Origin of the sequence: Olivibacter sp. EAT-5 (assembly GCF_044784325.1) — a bacterium.
GTDB classification, from domain to species: Bacteria; Bacteroidota; Bacteroidia; order Sphingobacteriales; family Sphingobacteriaceae; genus Olivibacter; species Olivibacter oleidegradans.
In genome coordinates this window covers 3,109,110-3,131,163 of sequence record NZ_CP173028.1, presented here as the reverse complement: position 1 = coordinate 3,131,163, position 22,054 = coordinate 3,109,110, and the positions used below count along the sequence as shown (strand labels likewise).

The following is a 22,054-nucleotide window of genomic DNA, read 5'->3' as shown; positions in this document are numbered from 1 at the left end:
AATCATTATTGTATCTTTTCAACAAGCAATTTAATATCCGGATCCTTCATAAAAAGATTCCATATTAAACCGGTGCGTGCATTTTCCAACATAATGGGAACAATTCCTTGGTGAATAGGGTCAAAATTTCCGGAAACCCAGTTATCTTTAAAATTAAATTCATCCCTAAACCCATATTCTGTCCATAAAAAACTTCCCAAGTTTCTGTAATAATTTTTGAGCGCTTCCATAGCGATCGTGGGTGTATATGGATAAGTCGCAATGGCTGCGGAGGGATTAAAACGATTTACAAAAGCCGAATCCTTCCCAACATAAGGCCACAGTAAATTTGTTATGCTCACAAACTGTTCACCGCTGTCCAAAGCTGCCCGATAGTAAATCATTGACAAATCACATTGATTATCAAAATAATTGACCGTGCTATCAATAGGGCTCCTCGGATTGATAGCCAAAAAAGGCAGTTGCTGTTCTATCAGTGAAGTTTGAACGGATCCCGCCACCAATCGGATTCCGTAATAGGTACTGTCGATCATGAATGATTCACGATTATAAAGCTCGGGCTTTTCCCCATTTTTCCCAAAAAGTAACGTATCACTAACAGAGGTCGACAATCTGCCGATAGCAGGACCAACATACTTCAGTGGCTGTTTAAATCCAAGCTTATAGGAGGCGGGAGTAATTGCGTGACTTGGTGAAGCGATTGCTAATAGATAAGCGATCAAGCTACCGTTGTACCCTCCTATTGGCGCCGACTTAGTAAATGAGCAGGCAGGAGACCAGACACTGTATAGATGATAGCCATTTCCTTCCTTCACAAATTTCGTCCAATCCACCCCGTTCCATAGAGAGGAAATAGCGTCTCTCAATTCACTCTCGTCAGCACTCTCCTTATCAAAATAATTTCGAGCAACCAGCAAACCTTGCATTAAATAAGCCGTTGACTCAATATTGGCCGCTATTTCACAAGAATCAGTCATGATAGGCTTACCGGATCTCCCGTTAAGCAATTCCGGAAAAGCGCCATGATAAGTAGTTGCCCTTCCCAAAAATTTAACGATTTTCTTTAAACGATCCAACAGTAGTTGCCGCGGAATAAATTTTCGTTCTACACCAATTACTTGAGCCAAAATGCCAATCCCCGTCCCTTTCACAGAAATACTGGCATCACTAACCAACGGAGAAATTTTATGCATGCCGCTATTGAACTCCGTTTCATTTGTGAAATAGGCGATATGCGATTTCTCAATTGAATTTAACAGGTCTTCATCTCCCGCCAATTTAGTTTCAGCTGTTTTAATTTCCGAAAAGGGCGATTCCCGATACTGATAATCAACCCAAGCGATTTTGTAATAATAAGACACATTGGTGCGCGGAACGAAGTCAGTATACTTGTTAAATGAGATTGGTCTAACGGCAACCGGGACAAAGTTTTGGTTATCTTCAGATCGGTATATTTTGATGTAGCGAATACTGGGCGTGAGGGGTAACTGCCACATAATATCAACGTGTCTTTCATGAGCCTCTACAGATGAGAGTACAGCCTTGCCGGTAAGCTTCATATCGGGGGTTTTAGTAGGCAAGAATTCAATTTGATCAATAAATAACCGATGTTCCTTGCCATCCATATTCGTTCCCTGCTTAAAAATTATACTGCTTATCGGTGCTTGGTTGTCTAAATTCCCTATGCCTTTCAAAGGAATTTCAACCGACAACCACGCATTATCCTGATAGTTCTTTATAAAAGATTGAATTTTAACCTCTTCGGAGATATTTTCACCTTGAGCGAGTTGTATATTAGGTAATTCCGTTTTCGTAGTAGCACTTGAAACAAAAATCTTAAAAATCAATAAGTCGTTGTTTTTGGGTAAATGACCATAATCGCTGCTATAGTGGATAACCGATTTCCACTCACCCTCATTTCCGGAAATATAATTCAACATAAGCGAATTTCCCGGAGTAAAAAAAACACTATCCACTACCGGTAGATGGCCATTCATGTGGTTGATCCAACTGTTACCGGCAAAGGACGACTGTGAATAGTAGTAACTTTTTGGCATCAAACTGTTTTCGAACAGCACCTCGGGATAGTTAGAGGCCTCAGCTTGAATGCTTAATAGAATAGCAAGTAAGAAAAAGTATATTTTGTTCATATTAGCGTATCTTAACAGTCAAAGATTGGAGCAAAAACCAAGCCATGGCATCTTTGACAGCTTTCAAGAATCTCTCTTCTCATTTACCGATAAAATTAGGTCTTTTACCGACAAACTGTGTGCATCCGCCAAGTTCTGTTGAAACTAAAGTGAAATATTCATTTATATTTACAAAAAAAAGATAAAGTATGAACAATCTATGTTATGCAGAGAACAGCAATATACATGATTTTTCTCATACGATCATCAATAAATACTATACATATGAATAACTATAAAGCTCCTCAACATAGGTCAAACTCCGGCAGAGTGTGGGTAGGACTTATTATTATTATCATCGGTTTTTCCATGTTATCAAAAACACTTGGCTTTATATTCGATTTTCCTAACTGGCTATTCTCGTGGCCTATGTGGTTAATTGTTATCGGCTTGGTACTGGGAGCCCGAAATAACTTCAAAAAGCCCTCATCTTTTATATTGATTCTTATCGGTTGTTTCTTCCTAACAGAACGGATGTTCGATGTAAGTCTTGGTAGGTTTTTTTGGCCCGCTTTTATCATACTCCTTGGTTGTTGGCTAATTGCAGGCAGAAACAGGGGCCGCTTTTCCTCTCCCCCTCCCGTTGACCCCCAAAAGGGTCCTTACGGAGAACCATCAAAAGAAACAAGCCCTTTCTCGAATTACAGCCCACCACATCAATCTGATCTTGATTGGGATAGAAGGGTGAGCAGTGAAGCGGATATTTCAACAGAAGATGAAAATCAAGAAGGTTCGGCCCCGAAAGCCGAACCTGATGCATTTTATGAACAGGCTGAACAGTCATCGAGCAAAGTTAACGAAGATTATATCGACTCCGTTTCTATCTTCGGACAGGTAAAAAAGAATATTTATTCTAAGAATTTCAAAGGCGGAGACATCGTCAATATCATGGGAGGAGCCGATATTAATTTAATCCAAGCAGACATTCAACATCCTGTCATTTTGGAAGTCGTACAGATTTTCGGAGGTACAACCATTCTCGTTCCTGCTCACTGGAAAGTAAACCCGGAAATGACGGCTATTTTTGGAGGAGTGGAAGACAAGCGATTTATTAATAATGTAGCTGTAGATAATCGCAAGAATTTGATTATAAAAGGCACCTCAATTTTTGGCGGTATTACAATCAAAAGTATCTAATCATTATCATTTTAAGCATTTATCTAATGGCGTCAACCCCGCTCATCACGTCAAAGCAAAAGCTCATTGCAGTCAGCTGTGTATCCGTTTGGGTAGGTACGCTTATTATACAAACCGGCTTATTGCTTTGGTTTGATTTTAACGTTGAACTCACGCTCCTTGACAGTTTAATCAGCGCCACAACCATCGCAGCGGCGTGTTATATCATTGCTAATAATTTAAATTATTATCAGCCTCGCAAGGAACGTTATTTTTACATTATAATTTGGGGATTATGCTTGGCCGCGATCAGCCTAACCATCAATCGCTATGTGATGCAATATATTATAAGCGACAAATCTTATTTAGCGTTCCTTGATTTATCCCTTCCTATACGCTATTGCACCAATAGCTTGATAATCGCATGGGTAGCAATTATGCAGGTGCTTTGGAACACACTACATGATCAAAAGGAAAATGAACAGCGAAAAGCAGATGCTGAGAAACTGGCTCGCGAAGCGGAACTCTATAATCTCCGACAGCAGCTTCAACCGCATTTTCTTTTTAATAGTTTAAATTCCATCATTGCGCTTATTGGACGAAAACCCGAAGAGGCAAGAAACATGACTTTTCAATTATCTGACTTTTTGCGTGGAACTCTTCGAAAAGACGATCAACAACTTATTCCGCTGAAAGACGAGATTGAACATTTGAAACTCTATCTAGAAATAGAGAAAGTCCGCTTTGGCCATCGGCTAGATACGGATATACTTATGGAGGACTGCGAAGAATGCCTCTTACCTGCTATGATTTTACAGCCTCTCGTAGAAAATGCCATTAAATATGGTTTGTATGACACTACGGGCCAGGTAAAAATTGCCATTTGGGCAAAAAAAGATGAAAACCACTTATTGGTGGCCATTCAAAACCCTTTTGATAAAGAAAGCAGCAACCCCCATAAGGGTACTGGTTTTGGACTACGTGGTGTACAGCGGAGATTATTTTTATTGTTTGGACGCACAGATTTGTTGCAAACTCATCATACAGCGCATATCTTTACAAGCAATATAAAAATACCACAACAATGATTAAAGCTGTTTTGATAGACGATGAACCACTTGCGCGAAGCATAATAAGTGAATATTTAGCCGACTATAAGGAAGTACAAATCGTTGCAGAATGTAATGATGGGTTTGAAGGAGCAAAAGCGATTATGCAATATCAGCCAGACTTGGTTTTTTTGGATATCCAAATGCCAAAAATCAATGGTTTTGAAATGCTTGAGCTGATTGACCAGCAACCGCCTGTCATTTTTACAACAGCTTTTGATGAATACGCAATTAAAGCATTTGAAAAATATGCAATAGATTATCTGCTTAAACCAATCAGCAAGCCGCGTTTCGATCAGGCCATGAATAAATTTCTCCAGCAACGTAATTTAAAGAGCACAACTGAACAGGAGCAAACAAAAAAGATGCTAGAGACCATGAGCCCCTCCCCTTCTTTGGAACGCATTGTAGTAAAAACCGGCAGTAAAATCAACGTAATCAACACCGATAGTTTGATTTGTCTGGAAGCGGATGATGACTATGTACGCCTACATACCACAACAGGAGCCTATTTAAAGAATAAAACAATGGCTTTTTTCGAAAAAGAGCTCGATCCTAACATATTTGTAAGAATTCATCGTTCTTATATAGTACGCGTGGATAGCATTGTGCGACTTGAACCTTTTGAAAAGGAAAGCCACATCGCAATACTAAACAACAACATGAAGGTAAATGTAAGTAAATCAGGCTATTCAAGACTCAAACAGGTTTTAGACATTTAAAATATTTTCAAACTCACCATTAATGTTTCGATATTCGCTGATCGCTATTTTCTTTCTTTTTGTTTGTCATCTGTGCTCAGCCCAAGAAGAAAACAGCAGTAAAATAGTAAACAGATTCAAAAACTATTTCAACAAACATCAGGCTGACTCCATTTATCAACAGTGGAACCAGCACGCAAAGACGACCGTGTCGAAAGCCCAGCTCGACTCGCTGCTAATTAAGCAACTTTACCCACTAGGTACTATAGAAACTTCTTCATTTATAAAAAATGAGAATGACCTCGAGCATTTTAAACTCGTCTTTTCTAAAAAGACCTTGAAGCTCATTTTGCGGGTTGATTCTAATGAAAAAATAGAAACATTCCTTTTCCAACCCTTTGAGGAATCCGTCAATGAAAGAGATACAATACCATCTGTGAAAAAAGAAGATCCCATAGAGGATACAACAGAACATAGGCTAGCAGACGAATCAAAAACAATGGAAAGCACCATTGATAATTTAGTCGATTCACTTGCGCTTCAGTATACGAACGACCCCAGTACTTGTGGTCTAGCCATCGGTATTATTCATAATGGTAAAGCGGGTTACTATTATTACGGCGAAACCACACGGGGTAATAAAACACTCCCTGATCAGGAAACTTTATTTGAAATTGGATCCATCAGCAAAGCTTTTACTGCCACCCTTCTAGCAAATGCAACGTTGACAGATAGTATCCACCTAAATGATCCAATTGTTAAGTATCTCCCGGATAGTATCGCTCAAAACAAAGAACTCGAGAAGATCACCTTTCAAAATTTAGCGACCCATACATCCGGTTTACCACGCTTACCGGACAATATAGTTCCAAGCGAACCCTTAGACCCCTATAAAGATTACGATCGTAAAGCGTTATTTTCCTATCTTAAGAATTATAGCCAAATAAACAAACCCGATTCCGTTTATGAATACAGCAATCTTGGATACGGGATTATCGGAGACTTATTGGCTTATAAAAAGAATTCTTCGTATAATGAATTAATAGAAAAAACGATCTGTGACCCATTGGAATTAGAAAACACAACCGAATTTCCGAGTGGAGATAAATTACCGAAATTTATTCCGACTTATAATAATAAGGGAGAACTGACTCCGCATTGGCATTTTTTGGCTCTGAGCGGAGCGGGATCGTTAAAATCCACAATAAGGGATTTGCTTAAATTTGCCGAAAGCAACATAAACATCCCGAATACTGTACTAGGTAAAGCCATTGCGTTGACACATAAACCGTCTTGGCTGGTTTCGGAAACTCAGGATCTCGGCTTGTCATGGCATATTAATATTGAAAACTTTCAGGAAATTTTCTGGCAAAATGGGGGAACCTTTGGAAGCAGTAGCTTTTTAGCTTTCGTTCCAGGCAAGAAAGTTGCCGTTGTGGTACTTGCAAACGCGGCAAAATCGGTAGATAGTATAGGTTTTTCTATAATAAATAACCTTATCACGAACCGCTGATTTACCCGAAACATCAGCAAGAGAAACCTTAACGGGGAAAAAGACTAATTAATCAGTTATCTTATGCCCCTCAACTCTTTTCAAGAGGTTTTCAATAACTTTAGGGAAATATTGATGCTCCAACTGTTGTCCCTTAAATTTTACCATTTCTAAATTGTCATCTTTTTCTATTTTGAAACGCGCTTGATAAATGATCTCTCCCTCATCAAAGCGTTCGTTTACATAATGGATAGTGATGCCCGACTCCTCCTCCTTATTTTCCAATACAGCCTTATGTACACGATCTCCATACATTCCCTTTCCACCGTAGGCAGGTAGTAGGGCAGGATGTATATTAATAATTTTATTCGGAAACGATTTAAGTAGATTTTCCGGAACTAACCATAAGAAACCGGCAAGAACAATTAAATCTATTTGCATCCGGTTTAACAACTCAACTATATTATCGGTATTATAGAACTCGTGACGGTCAAATACGTGAGAGGGAACTTCAAAGTTATCGGCACGTTGTAATACGTAAGCTTCGGGATTATTAGTCAATATTAAAGAAACTTCCGCGTCGTGGCTATACTTAAAATGCTCCATGATCTTTTGAGCATTAGAGCCGGAGCCGGACGCGAAAATAGCTATGCGTTTTTTCATAAAGTATTTTGTTTTTATACGATGCGCTTTACCGATCAATCTCGCCGATTCCACTTATTGCGAAGGATCGCTAAATTTTATCTAAGTATTTTGCCGCAAAGTTAATTATTATACAGCATTTATTTAGTTTTTGGTCAACATCTCAGCGTAAAATTGGTTCAACCTTCTACGGGTTTCCACCATAATACTTATTTTTACCCTTCAAATTAGTATGTATTCGTATGGGTGCAATCAATAAGTCCAACATACACCATAAGCTTTTGAATGTAAACAGACGCTGTCATTGAATTTATTATAATATTATATATGAAAAGCAATATCCATTCCTGCGCTGCTAACCTTATCGTAGCTTTCGTTTTCTGTTTCGCAAGCGCCTGCGCTCAAAAAACCAACCAGGTTCCAAAAGAAATCCCTGAGTTCACCTTCTATACTGTTGATAAGGATGCTCCTTTCACCCGTAATAATCTTGCTTCCAACGGGAAAAACATCGTTATTCTCTTTTTCGATCCCGGCTGCAGCCATTGTCAGCAAGAAGTCTTGGCGCTTGGCAAAAACTATAATAGCATAAAGAATATCAATCTCTACATGGTGGCCATGCAGGAAAAAAATTTAATCAATGCTTTTATGTCCATGTACGGAGGGCAGCTACGAAATAAAAAAAACGTGACGCTCTTGCATGACAAAAATTATGAGTTTATTGGCAGATTTAAACCGACCCAATATCCCGCAACTTTTGTTTATGGGGGTGATAAAAAACTTAAAAAATATTGGGATGGCGAAAAAAAAACAGAGGAAATCATTAAGGCACTGAACTTATAACCCCGGGATGGCAGTCCCTTCGGAAGCACTCAGAAGAGAGTCGCAACTAATCAATATAAAATGCTAACTTTGCATTTTTTAAAGCATCAATAATGAGTCATCCCGTTAAAATCAAAAACGCATTAATTTCTGTTTACTATAAGGACAATTTGGAGCCTCTCGTTAAACTATTACATAGTTATGGAGTGCACTTTTACTCAACCGGAGGAACTGAAAAATTTATTCGTGACCTTAATATTCCGGTCACACCGGTAGAAGATTTAACCGGATACCCTTCCATCCTCGGAGGACGGGTAAAAACCTTGCACCCGAAGGTTTTTGGAGGTATCTTAAGCAGAAGGTCTCTAAAAGAAGATAAGGAGGCCCTTGAAACTTATGAAATTCCGGAGATCGATTTAGTAATTGTCGATTTATATCCATTTGAAGAAACTGTTGCATCAGGTGCAACAGAAGAGGAAATCATAGAAAAAATCGATATCGGTGGTATTTCTTTAATTCGCGCCGCCGCCAAAAATTATAATGACGTCGTTATCATATCTTCTAAAAACGACTATCGAGAACTAGCGGAGATATTAAAGGAAAACGAGGGTTACACTTCTTTAGCGCAACGGAAATCATTCGCTAAAAAAGCTTTCAATATATCTTCTCATTACGATACGGCAATTTTTAACTACTTCAATAGAGAAGAACCTTTAGAAGTGTTCAAATACAGTGAGCAGAAAAAGACAGTATTGCGCTATGGGGAGAACCCGCATCAAAAGGGAGCTTTTTATGGAGATCTCGATGCGCTGTTCAGGAAATTAAACGGAAAAGAACTGTCTTATAACAATTTAGTAGATATCGATGCAGCTGTTGCTTTGATAGACGAATTTGAAGAACCTACCTTTGCTATTTTAAAGCATACAAATGCTTGTGGCGTAGCCAGCAGAAACAATATACTAGCTGCCTGGAAAGATGCTTTAGCGTGTGATCCTATTTCCGCTTTCGGTGGCGTACTGATTTGCAACCGCCCGATCGAACAGGACGCAGCGGAAGAAATCAATAAATTATTTTTCGAAGTGCTGATAGCGCCTTCGTTCACGGAAGAAGCACTTCGGATATTAGTGAGCCGAAAAAATCGGATTCTACTTCAAAGAAATGATATTGATTTGCCTAAAAATCAATTTAAGAGTCTTTTAAATGGCATCATCGAGCAAGACAAGGACCTGGTTATTGAAAACAAAGAAGGGATGACAACAGTAACGGACCGCGCGCCTTCCGAAGAAGATTACGCAAACTTGTTTTTCGCCAATAAAATCGTAAAGCATACCAAATCGAATACCATCGTATTCGCAAAAAACAACCAACTCTTGGCTAGCGGGGTTGGTCAGACGTCTCGCGTAGATGCATTAAAGCAGGCTATTGACAAGGCTAAATCATTTGGTTTTGATTTACATGGAGCGGCTATGGCCTCCGACGCCTTTTTCCCTTTCCCCGATTGTGTGGAAATAGCCGCAGAGGCAGGTATTGCAACTGTACTTCAACCGGGTGGATCGATCAAGGACAAGGACTCTATTGACATGGCTAATAAAAAAGGGATATCAATGGTGACAACCGGTATCCGACACTTTAAACATTAAAGCATTAATGCTTCAACAATAAAAAGACTAGCACCTAACAACTGCTAGTCTTTTTTATAAGCGCCTCAGAAATACCACTTTACTTAAATCCGTCTGGTAGATAGTATTTATGAACTGCGCAAATGTAGCGTATTTTTCAGGCGCAAACAGCCCCTCCCTGAGTATTAACTGCCTGTAGAATACCAAATTGTTTCCCTTTAAGTATAGCTTCATTGAAAACGAACCAAATTCCGTATCAAGCTGCACATCAGCTGGCTTTAGATCAATAACATAACTTTCAGGCAAGGCAAAGACCAACGAATCGACATCTCTATACCCACGATTTATAAAAAACGGCATCTTTCGTTCATGAGTTATCGGAATGGACGACTTACGGTTAAAAACATTTGGAATTAAGTAGATTCTCGTCCCACTTTTAGGGGCATACTTTTGGATTACAATGCTTAACTGTTCGATTAGCTGCGGACTAAGCCTGTTGTCTTCTTTATAGTTTATATCTTTAAAAGTGATATTATCCACCGCATACAGTTCTTTTAGCCTTTTATCCTGCTCCTGCAACGGAAGTCCTAACATAGCTAGTTGGTTATCGAACTGATTACCATAGAAAGAGGTGGACAATAACCCGTCGATATCTCCCCCGTCACTTAAACGAAACTGCCCATGCCTCTTTTGTAAACTTTCCTCTGTAGACACCTTTGGTGTACGCATTAGTTTCCCACCTTTCTCGGTGCAAGCGAAAACGATCCTATCGTCTGTAAAACTGCCGAGAAAACCAAAGGGCGTTTTTTGGCTTGTACATTCCAACCATATTGTGTCCTTTTTTAGAGGCACTGCTAATATCACATGATTCCCTTGGTCCATGCTGGCAAAGTTTTCATCCATATCGTGTTTTATATCGCCAGCGTTAACAACACAATAGTAAGATGGTATATTAACAATGGATAAAAGAGATTGCATATAGTTGACCAGTGCCTTACAATCGCCATACCCCAACTGCTCCACCTGGCTGGCTGCCATAGGCTGAAATCCTCCTATTCCGATTTGAACACTTACATACCTCATTTTTTCTTGAAGATACCTATATAAAACCCTCACTTTGTCAATATCATCATGAATATTCATTGTTAAAGTGTGAACTTTTCCGACCATTTGCGGAGTTGGTTTTTGTCGTTCAGCTAACAAATTGGTAAAAACCCATCCACCTAACTCTTCCCAATTACTATACGCACCCTTCTTGCCATAATAATAAAACTGTTCAGCCGCAACCTTCACTCGTATTTGGTACTTTTCTTTCGGTGGTGAGAGAGGCTCATTTTTACTTGCCGGAATACCCCGAACTGTCCATGTATAGATTCTTTGCTTATCATTCTTCTCTTCCAGTTTCTGCCCTTCAAAATTGATTTCCTTTATATTGATTCCGTCCGATAACCCACAACGTAACGTATAACTGCTCTGCTCAATGGATAAGTCCCGGGAAGGTTTAGGTACCCAATCGGGAATAACAAGGTTTTGTTTTAATTTCAGTTCATACTCATAACTTACTGTAAAAGGATACTGCATTGCATTTGGAAGAAAATGTTTAACACGATTATCTTCAAACAAGGAAAAATGACTAACCGCACTCTCGTCTATGAAATCTTTTACGCTTATTTTTTTTATTACTTCACCGCTATGATCCTGAAGTATGCCGCTAATCGATTTAATCTGGGTGCTTTTATCGTATAGTATTGCTAGCCTCGCATGTTCCAAACCAGCCCTGTTGAGGATTGTCAGTACTTGCTTAACATGTAAAATAACATCATCGGATGATCGTATATTGACCGTCCATTGTTGATCCCTTACAACGGCATTTGCCCGCTCCGTCAACTTTTGGGGGATCTCATCCACAGGGAAACGGTCTTGCGCAATGCTTTGTACAACTGAAAATAAAAACAGTATGCACGCATAGTATCTGTTTAACATAAACAAGGTTTCTTAAGATCTTCTTATTAAATACGCTTTTTTAGAACGATATCCGTCTTTTCCAGTTGAATAATTCGACTGAAAAACTCCTTTAAACTCAAATATTCATCAGGTGCAAAAATCATTTTGTTGAATCGCAGCACTTGCTCACAACGCAAACGATTATTTTCCAACTTTATGCGGTTAAAAAACTGCCCTCCTCTTTCAGCGAGCACTATATTGACATCCGCGGGCTTCGAGACTAAATCATAAACTGTAGGTAAGGCGATATCCAATTCATAACTCTCTTCTGATAAATTTCCAAAATCCACGGGATAAGTCCTTTCGGAAAGAGTGAACGGATTTTTGCTTATCTTCTTCAAAATGAACGGATTGAAATAAGCATTTTCGGATGGCAAGCTATCAAACAATTTAATAGTTACCTGATAATTTTCTATCAGTCCAACATCCGTGGAATCAATACCTGCTACGTTAGCTTCGACGATTTCCATTCCTACACTTTCTTCCTTTTTCTTCTCAATAAACTGATCAATATTTGGATAACTAGCGATCTCTTTTCTTTTAAGATAGGCCGCGTAATTAAAACTCGCTACTTTTATTTTGCCTCTCAAAATCCCATCATCCGATAGCTCGCCGGTTAGTACATAATTCGTATGACGTTTCATATTGGACTTAATATCAATCCAGTATGAGGGTTTGTCCAATGGCAACACTCGTCCTTGATCGTTTAGGCAACGCAACGGCAGCATACCAAAAGGTAAAAAAGGATCAGACGCATCTAATAAATAACTTTCTCCGTCGACATTTAATTGGCTAATAACATAATTGAATTCCGAAATAACCGGGTTAAGCTTATTTACTATTCCATGCTCTCTGGTCGAAAGGATAACTGCATTGGCATCCAGTCCGGCAGCCGACAGAGCGGCAACCAGTGCAAGATTTATATCAGCTATGTTTCCCTCATGTCGTTCTAAAGCCTTTTTTATTCCAAGTTCACTGAAAACGCCATAATAGGCATTCCATTTAATTTGATTTTTTATGTAGGTATAAATAGCCTTCGCTTTTGCAAGATCATTTATGTCAGCGGATATTATATTCGCCAACAGTTTTTCGAATATTGCTTCTTGTTTTATCTGCCCTCCCAAGCTTCTATCAGTCAACAGCTCCCTATCCACATTTTTCCATTCCTTTGTATAATGATGTTTAGAACCATTTCGTAAATAAACAGTAGCCAGTTCAAAATAAATGGCCGATTTAAAATTAGACGCTGCCGTCATATAGTCTTCTTCGATAAAAGCCGGAATATTCTCCATGATATAGATCATCCGCGAACAGTCAATCGGCCAACCGGGCAAGCGGAATCCCTCCCGAAGTATGGAAGACTTTTGCTCTTTCAATTTATACGGCCCTCTCATGATAACATTATATGTATATGTGGCCGGTATAATCGCTTCAAATTCACTTCTGATTTTAGGAATGTCTGCCTGAAATCGCCAGGTTCTAAAGTTATATATCAAAGGAGAAATGATCCGATAACTGTATTCAATAATGCTACCGTCTTGAATATCGGGCATGCTAAACTTCGTTAATTTGACATATTTGCTTAACTCTTCTTGATACGTATTTTTAGTATTCAACCAAGTTTCTGTTTTTCTACCATCGCGAAAATTATAGGTTACCGCTTTAAGATCTTCCAGATATTCTGCTTTATCGTCGCTTATACGCAAGGGAATCTGGATATTTGCCTGACTAGGATCATCTTTATTAAATATTTTTAACCTTACATGGTGCGTGAAAGCGATATTCAACTCACCGCGCTGATCATCAAAAACAAACATCGCTGTCCCATATTCGTTAAGAACAACAGCATTTGAGATACTATCCAGTTGATAGCTCTTTACGGCTCTTTCTGTATCGCTTATCAGTCCAAAAGAAAAATCCTCTGCTGTTCCCGAAAAAAACTGAAACAAAAGGCAGATCGATAAAAAAAATCTGGTCATGAAATAGGGTTTAGATCGTTAATGAAGTAAATATAGTAAAATAACAAAAAAGTTGTAGAAGCTTACAATAACCCATTACTGAATATTCCCGAATTGTTCGTTTGCTAACCCTCAATAGAGCTTTCCGAACCGTTGTTTTTTTTTCTCGCTATTGTAGCATATCGGGTTCATATTGTGATATTTTTGTTTTAATTTTGCGGACTATATTCAAGAAACATTTAAAAGATTAGCGAATGGGGCTATTTAACTGGTTTACTCAAGAAGTTGCCATAGATTTAGGTACGGCAAATACCCTAATAATACATAATGACAAGGTGGTAGTAGATGAGCCCAGTATTGTGGCTTTCGATCGCACCACGAACAAGGTGATTGCTATCGGTAGGCAAGCCATGCAAATGGAGGGTAAGACCCACGACAATATACGGACAGTAAGACCATTAAAAGACGGTGTAATAGCCGATTTCAATGCTGCTGAATATATGATCAGAGGCATGATAAAAATGATCAACAACGGTAAAGGTTGGTTTTTCCCATCCTTAAGAATGGTGATCTGTATCCCTTCGGGCATTACCGAAGTAGAGAAACGAGCCGTAAGGGATTCAGCCGAGATTGCCGGAGCTAAAGAGGTATATTTAATTCACGAACCTATGGCTGCCGCAGTCGGAATTGGCATAGATGTAGAGGAGCCGATGGGCAATATGATTATTGATATTGGTGGTGGTACAACAGAAATTGCCGTCATAGCTCTTTCAGGGATCGTATGCGATCAATCTATTCGGGTTGCCGGTGATAACTTCGATTCAGATATTGTACAGTATATTCGCAGACAGCATAATATCATGATCGGAGAACGAACTGCCGAAAAGATCAAAATAGAAGTCGGAGCCGCGCTTCCGGAATTACAAGACCCACCTCCTGATTTTGCCGTTCAAGGTCGCGATTTAATGACCGGAGTCCCCAAGCAGATAACCGTGTCCTATACAGAAATTGCCCATTGCTTAGACAAGTCTATTTCTAAAATTGAAGAGGCTATTTTAAAGGCCTTAGAGATTACACCACCGGAATTGTCTGCCGACATTTACCAAACCGGCATTTATTTAACAGGGGGCGGCGCCTTACTCCGAGGTTTGGATAAGCGCGTTCAGGCCAAAACCAAATTACCTGTCCATGTAGCAGAAGATCCACTAAGAGCTGTAGTACGCGGCACGGGCATCGCGCTTAAAAACATCGGCGGTTATAAATTTTTAATGCAATAATAGCATCGATCATCTATGGCGTACATTCATTTATTTTTGGTACGCCATCTTATTATAAATTCCAAAACAACATATGCGCAACCTTTGGATATTCATTAGTAAGTATAATAACTTCTTTTTGTTTATCCTTTTTTTTAGCGCCGCCGTTGCACTTATTGTAAAAAACAACGGCTTTCAGCGGGCCAGTGCATTAAACTCCTCTAATACTGTAATTGGTGGTATCTATCAAAAGATTGATAATTTCACGCAATATTTAAATTTAAAACAAACCAATAAAGACTTATCCGAGGAGAACGCGTACTTACGAAGTCAATTAAAAAGCTCATTATACAGCAAGTTGATTGAACAAGATTCTGTATTGGATTCACTAGGCCAAACACAATATACCTACATCGTAGCCAGGGTTATCAATAATAGCATCCATCAGAAGAACAATTACCTAACGATCAATCGGGGTAGCGAAGAAGGAATCGTTAAAGGAATGGGCGTAATTTCTTCACATGGCATCGTCGGGATTGTGTTGAATGTCTCTCCTCATTTTGCTACCATTCAGTCGCTACTACATGCTGACACGAGAGTAAGCGCTAGTTTAGCGAATAGTAACGCATTCGGCTCTTTGGTTTGGGGCACAGAAAATTTCGATTCGCGCAAAGCAATTTTAAAAGACATTCCCAATCATGTAAAAGTGCGCCCTGGTGAAGAGGTAGTAACTTCCGGCTATTCTTTATTTCCTCCCGGTATTTCTATCGGACGAGTGATAAAAACGGGCAAAAGCGGCGACAGTTTTTTGGATATTGAGGTGAAGCTGAATAATGATTTTAATACACTGCAATATGTTTATGTCATCAAAGATCAGTTCGCAAGCGAAAAACGGCAATTAGAAGGAGACACGATAGCAACAAATGAGTAGGATTTTACTGTTAAATATCATCCGATTTATAGTTTTAATAACTATGCAGGTATTCCTTTTCAAGAACATGGGATACTACAATTTGGCTACACCCTATCCGTATATTCTTTTCTTACTCATGTTGCCTTTGGGTATGCCTAAATGGTTATTATTTGTTATCTGTTTTTTTACCGGTCTTATTGTAGACGGCTTTTATGACACGTTGGGTGTAAACGCGGCAGCGTGTGTAGCACTCGCCTTCTTACGTACAACTTTTATCAGCATCACCGTTCAATTGGAAAATCACGAAACATTCGCCACCCCTAGCATCAGTGAGATGTCTTTTAGATGGTTTTTCATTTATTGTCTCGTATTGTCTCTTTCGCATCATTTCGTTTTAACACTATTGGAAGCGTTCACCTTCAGCAACTTTCATTATACACTCGTTCGTGCTGTTTTAAGTTGTATATTTACGGTACTATTAATTTTACTTTTTTCTTTACTTTTCTATCAAAGAAGTAGACGCTAATATATGGTGTATCCTTCATTGAAAAGCCAATATTCTACTAGCACATGAATAACAGTTTTTTTGAAAGAAAGTACGTCGTTCAAGGAATCTTTATAATAGCTGCCTTTTTATTGGCTTGTCGACTTTTTTATCTACAAATCATCGACGATTCGTATATACTCTCTGCAAACAATAACGTATTAAGAAAAGTTGTTATCTATCCCGCTAGAGGCGTTATTTTAGATCGAAATGGCAAAATATTGGTCCAAAACGAACCGGTTTACGATCTAATGGTCACTCCAAGAGAGGTCAAGCCTTTTGACACCTTGGCACTTTGCGAGCTGATCGGTATTGACAAAGAAGGCTTTGATAAGCGTTATCAAAAAGCTGTCAACTTTTCTCCCTATCGTGCATCCATATTTGAAAAACAATTATCAGCGCAAACGTACGCCAGACTACAGGAGAAATTATTCCAATTCAGGGGATTCTACGTTCAAAATCGAACGGTACGAAGCTATCCGGATTCGGTTGCCGCTCAATTTCTTGGCTATATCAATGAAGTTACGGAAAAAGATATTGAGCGATCCAATAACTTTTACCGTCCTGGTGATTACATCGGAGTAAGCGGGGTGGAGCGTGCTTATGAAGAACTATTAAGAGGCCAACGTGGAGTACAGAATTTAATGGTTGACGCCTTTAATCGTCCAAAGGGGCACTTTATGGATGGAAAGTACGACACCCTCGCAGTCGCAGGAGAAGGCCTTGTCTCTTCTCTTGATTTAGAATTGCAAAAACTTGCTGAAAAGTTCATGAAGAATAAGCGTGGCTCGGTAGTTGCCATAGAACCCTCAACAGGAGAAATTTTGGCCTTTGCCAGCACCCCAAGCTACGATCCGAATCTAATGGTGGGGAGGGAACGGGGTAATAATTACATGAAGTTGCTGAATGATCCCAATAAACCTATGTTCATTCGCCCCATTCAGGCTCAATATCCTCCAGGATCAGTGTTTAAGGTTGTAAGTGCACTCGTAGCGCAACAGGCAGGCATGATCGATGAGCATACCCGATGGAATTGTCCCGGTGGTTACAGTTATGGAGGAGGTAGAGGCTTTATGCGCTGTACTCACGTCCATGGCACGATCGATCTTCCCGCAGCTATTCAAGGCTCTTGCAATACTTATTTTGGCCATGTATATGCAAGAATGATTGATCAACGAAAAATGAAGTCAACTAAAGCCTATTCACTTTGGCGAGATGCTATCATGAAATTTGGTGTCGCCCAGGAATTGGGCGTCGATCTTCCAAATGAGAAAAAGGGACTTCTTCCGACGGCCGACTTCTATTCCAAACGTTATGGAAACGATAAATGGGGTTCAGGATACAATATCTCAAACTCCATTGGACAAGGAGAGGTTGAAATTACCACTTTACAAATGGCCAATATCATGGCAATCGTTGCCAATCGAGGGTATTACTTTCGACCGCACCTGATAAAATCCATCGGAGAAAAAAAAGTAGTAAAGAAGGAGTTTGTTGAGAAAATACCTGTTGGCATCGACCAGAAATACTTTGAGCCGGTTATAGAAGGAATGAGCCGCGTCGTTAAATATAATGCCAATATTCGAATCCCGGATATAGAAATGTGTGGAAAAACCGGTACAGCTCAAAACCCTCACGGTAAACACCATTCCGTTTTCTTTGCTTTTGCTCCAAGGGTAAATCCAAAAATTGCCATTGCTGTTTTCGTAGAAAATGTAGGCTATGGTGCAACCTATGCAGCGCCAATAGCAAGTATGATGGTTGAAAAATACCTAAAAGATACCATCAGCATGTCTAAAGCTGTACAAGAAAGAGTATTGAAAGAAAGCAATTTAATCGTGCCCGAGCCTCCTAAAAATACTACGGAACCGGTTATCAGTAAAGCAAACGGCAATAAACCGCAATCAAGAAAGCGCGAAAGCTATGTTAAACATAATGAAGTGGCAGTTATTAATGAATTGAAAAGGCACATCGAATACAAAAACAGCGAAGGAAGATAACATTCATGAATCAAACAAAAAAAATATACGGTGGCTCTATTGATTGGATAACAGTATTCATCTGGTTGACCCTTTGTATTATCGGCTGGTTTAATATTCGTGCTGCCGTCTTTGACCCACAACACGCCAGTTTAATAAGCCTGAGCACCAATTATGGTAAACAGTTCATTTACATTTTAGTGTGTTTGTTAGTTGCTTGTGCAGTGATGATTATCGATGGTAAATTTTACAATTATATATCCCCTATTCTGTACGGGATTACTCTTCTTCTCTTGGTCATCGTTTTAATCGTAGGACGCAACGTGGGCGGTAACCAAGCTTGGATTCCAATCGGCACCTTTAGGTTGCAACCTTCAGAATTTGCTAAATTGGGCTCTTGCCTACTATTGGCAAGGTATTTAAGTTCACATAGCAATAAAATGCCAAATCTTAAAACTTTGGCATTTGGAGCACTCATCCTTTTTGTACCGGTACTTCTCATCATGCTTCAACCGGACACGGGCTCTGCACTTACCTTCTTTGCACTTACGCTTGTTTTTTATCGTGAAGGCTATGTCTCGGGTCAATTCCTCGCATTCGCATTTATCTGTATCATTCTCTTTATTCTTACGCTACTTTTCTCCCAGTGGTATATCATTGGTGTACTCGCTATATTAGCGGCATTGTCAATCTATATGTTTAAAAGAAGCCGTAAAGTAATTCAGTCAATTGCAATTGCTTTTATAGCCTCTGCTGTTTTTGTATTGCTGGTTGATTTTGCTTACGAACATGTTTTACAGTCGCACCAACGCAATCGGATTGATGTAATTCTCGGAAAAGTAGATGATCCCCGAGGACAGGGTTATAACCTGAATCAATCCAAAATAGCCATCGGGTCGGGGCAGCTTTTTGGAAAGGGATATTTACAGGGAACCCAGACAAAGTATAACTTCGTTCCCGAACAAAGTACGGATTTTATTTTTTGCACAGTAGGTGAAGAATGGGGTTTTGTTGGTTCAATGGTTATTGTATTGCTGTATATGACCTTACTACTGAGAATAACCCAGCTGGCAGAACGACAGCGATCCGCATTTGCCAGAATATATGGCTATGGTGTTGCCTCCATTTTCTTTTTTCATTTTTTTATCAATATCGGTATGACAATAGGCATTGTACCCGTCATTGGTATCCCGCTACCTTTCCTTAGCTATGGAGGCTCTTCTCTACTGAGTTTCACCCTGCTGCTCTTTATCCTACTGAAATTTGACTCGAACAGAAAAGGAGTTGTTTAATAAAAAATCCAGGCACTCAAAGATACCTGGATTATCTCATTGAACAATCGTGTCAAACACTATTAAGCGAATCTTTGCCGCAATATGGCATATAATTTATCCACTGTGGCTTGTTTATTTGCCCAGTTATTCTTTTGAGCATAATTACTCTGCAGGAAGGCATCCGCATCGGCAAAATTATCATAACGGCTTAAGAGCTCAATCGCCTCTGTATAAGCTAAACTATAACCATTGAACAAGTCTTTGATAAATAGCAGCTTGTCATTCAAACTAACAGCTGATTTTATATCCGTAATCCGTTTAGTGGTAGTCGGGGATTCTTGTTTGGCAAAATTACCGGACGCTTGCTGTTCATTCAATATACCTTGCTCTTGCTTACGTTGAGCAGAGAACAATTCGTTTAAGGTCATTGGACGCTTTGGTTCTTCTTGTTTTGGCTCAGGCTTGTTTTGATCATTTGGAATAACAACTGATTTGGCCTCCTCTATAACCTGTTTTGATACGGGCTCCCCTTCTCCCGCCGACATAGTCTCTTTCTCTGTTTTTTCCTTTTCTACTTCGTTTTCCCCCATAAATCCTACACCGGTTCTATCTACTTCTTCCTTCTCTTCTTCATCAGGGTCCTTCTCCAGCATACGCTCAGTATGAATTTGTTGATCATCTTCTTCGCTGCTTTTTACAACCGCTGTTTCTTCAGCCGTATCTTCTGGTTGCTTTCTGTCATTTATAGGATAATCGATCCGTTCTCCTGATTCCCCCTGTTCTCTTCTTTCCTCCTCTTTTTTATCGCGCTTATCCTCTAATTTAAATTCCTCGGCTTTCTCGTCTTCACTTGCTGTGGCAGGCGTAAAATAGGTCTCTTTCACTTCTTGTTGATCTACATAATTCAATGCAGACGTTTGTTCGCCTTCTTCCTCCCTTAAGGTTACTTTTTCGTCTACTGCTTGCTCTGCACTTATTTCAGGTATCGAAATCTCCGGCTTTTCCTCTTTTTTCGCATCAAGTCCTGTCTCGTGTACCTTGCTAGCATAACTTTCTGTGGTATCCAAAGAGGTGAGTTTTTTTAATATCGTTACATGCCCCATTAGATAAGTCATATTTGCCTCAAAAAGTTCCAAATGAAGACCTTGTTGTTCCTTTGGATTTTCCTTTAGAAACTCATACTGTTCAGTCAAATCCTGCAACAGACCACCTATCTTTTCAAAAATGCTTTTCTGTGTTACCATAATATGTATTAACGCTTATTTATCCTAAATGTTGAAGAATATTAGTCAAACTTAGATAAAATAGCATGGATTGGCAAGAGCTATCTTGCTCTATTGGTTATTATTAAGCAACCATGCTTTCTTATAGCGAAGCCACGCGGCAAAACCAGAAATAAATGCCGATATTAGCATCCCTTTTTCTAAGGTGATTTTAGTGTTAAAGAATAAAAACAACAATCCATGCTGTTCAGTGAGCATAATTTCATAAACAAAACAGGCCCGAAAGGAAGTATAGAAGTGATATGTGGTTCTATGTTCTCCGGAAAAACCGAGGAACTGATTAGAAGATTGAGAAGGGCACAAATAGCAAAGTTGGAAGTTGAGATTTTTAAGCCAACTGTTGATACGCGTTACGCGACAACGGAAATTGTCTCACACGATAAGAATAGTATTCAATCCACGGTTGTGGAGATGTCTTCTGCTATTTTATTATTGGGAACACAAACTCAAGTAGTTGGCATCGATGAAGCGCAGTTTTTTGACGACAATCTTCCCGAAGTATGTAACATACTGGCAAATAAAGGAATAAGGGTTATTGTCGCCGGGCTAGACATGGATTATATGGGTAGACCCTTTGGCCCAATTCCAAACCTAATGGCTATTGCCGAACATGTTACCAAGGTTCACGCCGTGTGCGTATGTTGCGGAGCCCCCGCCAACTATTCCTATAGAATTTCGACCGGCAATACCAGAGTGCTCATAGGAGAAAAGGAGAGTTACGAACCTCGTTGCAGAAATTGTTTTTATCAAGGAAATAAATAGCCTAGAGTCACACAATATTCATTTGTTTTTTGCGTTTTTAACTATATACCCAATTGGTATACAGTTTATTTACATCATTTTTGACGTTATATTAACATAAATTTAACACTATATTTTAGAATTTTTTTGTTCTCTTGGCTATCTTTGTTTGAAGTAATAGACAACCATCACATTGGTTTTTATATAAAGATCCTTCTCATAATTTAGGTTTATAATTGGTTAAGTTAAGGCTGTTCGCCCATCGAACAGCCTTACTTTTTTTTATTTTTTTTCAACATTATGTGTACCAAAGTCCACAAAAAGCGGATTTTCTACACAGCAATCCTTTGATTATCAATATAATAGTTACAAAATCTGTATAACAATACCGCAAACTTTATTAAATCATCTTTTG

The 22,054-nt window shown here is 39.2% G+C and carries 17 protein-coding genes; 12 read left to right on the top strand and 5 right to left on the bottom strand.

Going from position 1 to position 22,054, the window contains the following annotated elements; all coding sequences use genetic code 11:
* Positions 1 to 5: 5 nt before the first annotated feature.
* The gene (locus ACH11B_RS12820) at positions 6 to 2,150 is read right to left on the bottom strand and encodes a glucoamylase family protein (RefSeq protein WP_013665664.1); all 2,145 of its coding nucleotides are present in this window, start codon (positions 2,148 to 2,150) and stop codon (positions 6 to 8) included.
* 264 nt (positions 2,151 to 2,414) lie between these two features.
* Here ACH11B_RS12820 and ACH11B_RS12815 point away from each other — a divergent pair, with 264 nt between their 5' ends.
* The 4 genes from ACH11B_RS12815 to ACH11B_RS12800 are packed head-to-tail and all read left to right on the top strand — an operon-like array spanning position 2,415 to position 6,628.
* Positions 2,415 to 3,326: a LiaF transmembrane domain-containing protein gene (locus ACH11B_RS12815; RefSeq protein WP_165447018.1), complete on the top strand. Its 912-nt coding sequence runs from the start codon at positions 2,415 to 2,417 to the stop codon at positions 3,324 to 3,326.
* Between the two features lie 26 nt (positions 3,327 to 3,352).
* Positions 3,353 to 4,393 carry a sensor histidine kinase gene (locus ACH11B_RS12810; RefSeq protein WP_130856880.1) on the top strand — a complete coding sequence of 347 codons (1,041 nt, stop codon included), beginning with the start codon at positions 3,353 to 3,355 and terminating at the stop codon, positions 4,391 to 4,393.
* Positions 4,390 to 5,136 (top strand): LytTR family DNA-binding domain-containing protein, encoded by a 747-nt coding sequence (locus ACH11B_RS12805; RefSeq protein WP_013665661.1) that lies wholly within the window; start codon positions 4,390 to 4,392, stop codon positions 5,134 to 5,136. The genes ACH11B_RS12810 and ACH11B_RS12805 overlap by 4 nt, the downstream gene beginning before the upstream one ends.
* A 22-nt stretch (positions 5,137 to 5,158) precedes the next feature.
* A complete protein-coding gene (locus ACH11B_RS12800; RefSeq protein ID WP_377612353.1) occupies positions 5,159 to 6,628 on the top strand; it encodes a serine hydrolase domain-containing protein in 1,470 nt (489 codons plus the stop codon).
* Between the two features lie 48 nt (positions 6,629 to 6,676).
* Here ACH11B_RS12800 and purN read toward each other — a convergent pair whose 3' ends face one another.
* Positions 6,677 to 7,270 carry a phosphoribosylglycinamide formyltransferase gene (purN, locus tag ACH11B_RS12795; RefSeq protein WP_130856878.1) on the bottom strand — a complete coding sequence of 198 codons (594 nt, stop codon included), beginning with the start codon at positions 7,268 to 7,270 and terminating at the stop codon, positions 6,677 to 6,679.
* Positions 7,271 to 7,576: 306 nt separating this feature from the next.
* Between purN and ACH11B_RS12790 the strand changes: the two genes are divergently transcribed.
* Together ACH11B_RS12790 and purH are read left to right on the top strand one after the other, a co-directional pair.
* Positions 7,577 to 8,089 (top strand): peroxiredoxin, encoded by a 513-nt coding sequence (locus tag ACH11B_RS12790; protein WP_013665658.1) that lies wholly within the window; start codon positions 7,577 to 7,579, stop codon positions 8,087 to 8,089.
* Positions 8,090 to 8,181: 92 nt separating this feature from the next.
* Positions 8,182 to 9,708, top strand: a complete 1,527-nt coding sequence (purH, locus tag ACH11B_RS12785) for a bifunctional phosphoribosylaminoimidazolecarboxamide formyltransferase/IMP cyclohydrolase (RefSeq protein ID WP_130856877.1) — start codon at positions 8,182 to 8,184, stop codon at positions 9,706 to 9,708.
* 54 nt (positions 9,709 to 9,762) lie between these two features.
* Here purH and ACH11B_RS12780 read toward each other — a convergent pair whose 3' ends face one another.
* Both ACH11B_RS12780 and ACH11B_RS12775 read right to left on the bottom strand, forming a co-directional pair.
* Complete coding sequence (locus ACH11B_RS12780; RefSeq protein WP_377612355.1) at positions 9,763 to 11,670, bottom strand: DUF3857 domain-containing protein; 1,908 nt, start codon at positions 11,668 to 11,670, stop codon at positions 9,763 to 9,765.
* A gap of 26 nt (positions 11,671 to 11,696) precedes the next feature.
* Positions 11,697 to 13,670 carry a DUF3857 domain-containing protein gene (locus ACH11B_RS12775; RefSeq protein ID WP_377612357.1) on the bottom strand — a complete coding sequence of 658 codons (1,974 nt, stop codon included), beginning with the start codon at positions 13,668 to 13,670 and terminating at the stop codon, positions 11,697 to 11,699.
* 233 nt (positions 13,671 to 13,903) lie between these two features.
* On the opposite strand from ACH11B_RS12775, the gene ACH11B_RS12770 reads away from it, so the two are divergent.
* The 5 genes from ACH11B_RS12770 (at position 13,904) to rodA (ending at position 19,633) form a co-directional block, all read left to right on the top strand.
* Positions 13,904 to 14,926 carry a rod shape-determining protein gene (locus ACH11B_RS12770; protein WP_013665654.1) on the top strand — a complete coding sequence of 341 codons (1,023 nt, stop codon included), beginning with the start codon at positions 13,904 to 13,906 and terminating at the stop codon, positions 14,924 to 14,926.
* 73 nt (positions 14,927 to 14,999) lie between these two features.
* On the top strand, positions 15,000 to 15,836 hold the full coding sequence (gene mreC / locus ACH11B_RS12765) for a rod shape-determining protein MreC (protein WP_013665653.1): 837 nt from the start codon (positions 15,000 to 15,002) through the stop codon (positions 15,834 to 15,836).
* Between the two features lie 43 nt (positions 15,837 to 15,879).
* Positions 15,880 to 16,344 carry a rod shape-determining protein MreD gene (locus ACH11B_RS12760; protein WP_377477919.1) on the top strand — a complete coding sequence of 155 codons (465 nt, stop codon included), beginning with the start codon at positions 15,880 to 15,882 and terminating at the stop codon, positions 16,342 to 16,344.
* A gap of 44 nt (positions 16,345 to 16,388) precedes the next feature.
* Positions 16,389 to 18,362, top strand: coding sequence for a penicillin-binding protein 2 (gene mrdA, locus ACH11B_RS12755; RefSeq protein ID WP_013665651.1), 1,974 nt, complete (start codon positions 16,389 to 16,391; stop codon positions 18,360 to 18,362).
* A 5-nt stretch (positions 18,363 to 18,367) separates the two neighbouring features.
* On the top strand, positions 18,368 to 19,633 hold the full coding sequence (gene rodA / locus ACH11B_RS12750) for a rod shape-determining protein RodA (RefSeq protein WP_377612360.1): 1,266 nt from the start codon (positions 18,368 to 18,370) through the stop codon (positions 19,631 to 19,633).
* Between the two features lie 62 nt (positions 19,634 to 19,695).
* On the opposite strand, the gene ACH11B_RS12745 is transcribed toward rodA, so the two are convergent.
* Entirely contained in the window at positions 19,696 to 20,859 is a 1,164-nt protein-coding gene (locus tag ACH11B_RS12745) for a hypothetical protein (RefSeq protein ID WP_377612362.1), read from the bottom strand.
* A 219-nt stretch (positions 20,860 to 21,078) separates the two neighbouring features.
* Between ACH11B_RS12745 and ACH11B_RS12740 the strand changes: the two genes are divergently transcribed.
* Positions 21,079 to 21,660: a thymidine kinase gene (locus ACH11B_RS12740; protein WP_013665648.1), complete on the top strand. Its 582-nt coding sequence runs from the start codon at positions 21,079 to 21,081 to the stop codon at positions 21,658 to 21,660.
* Positions 21,661 to 22,054 lie beyond the last annotated feature (394 nt).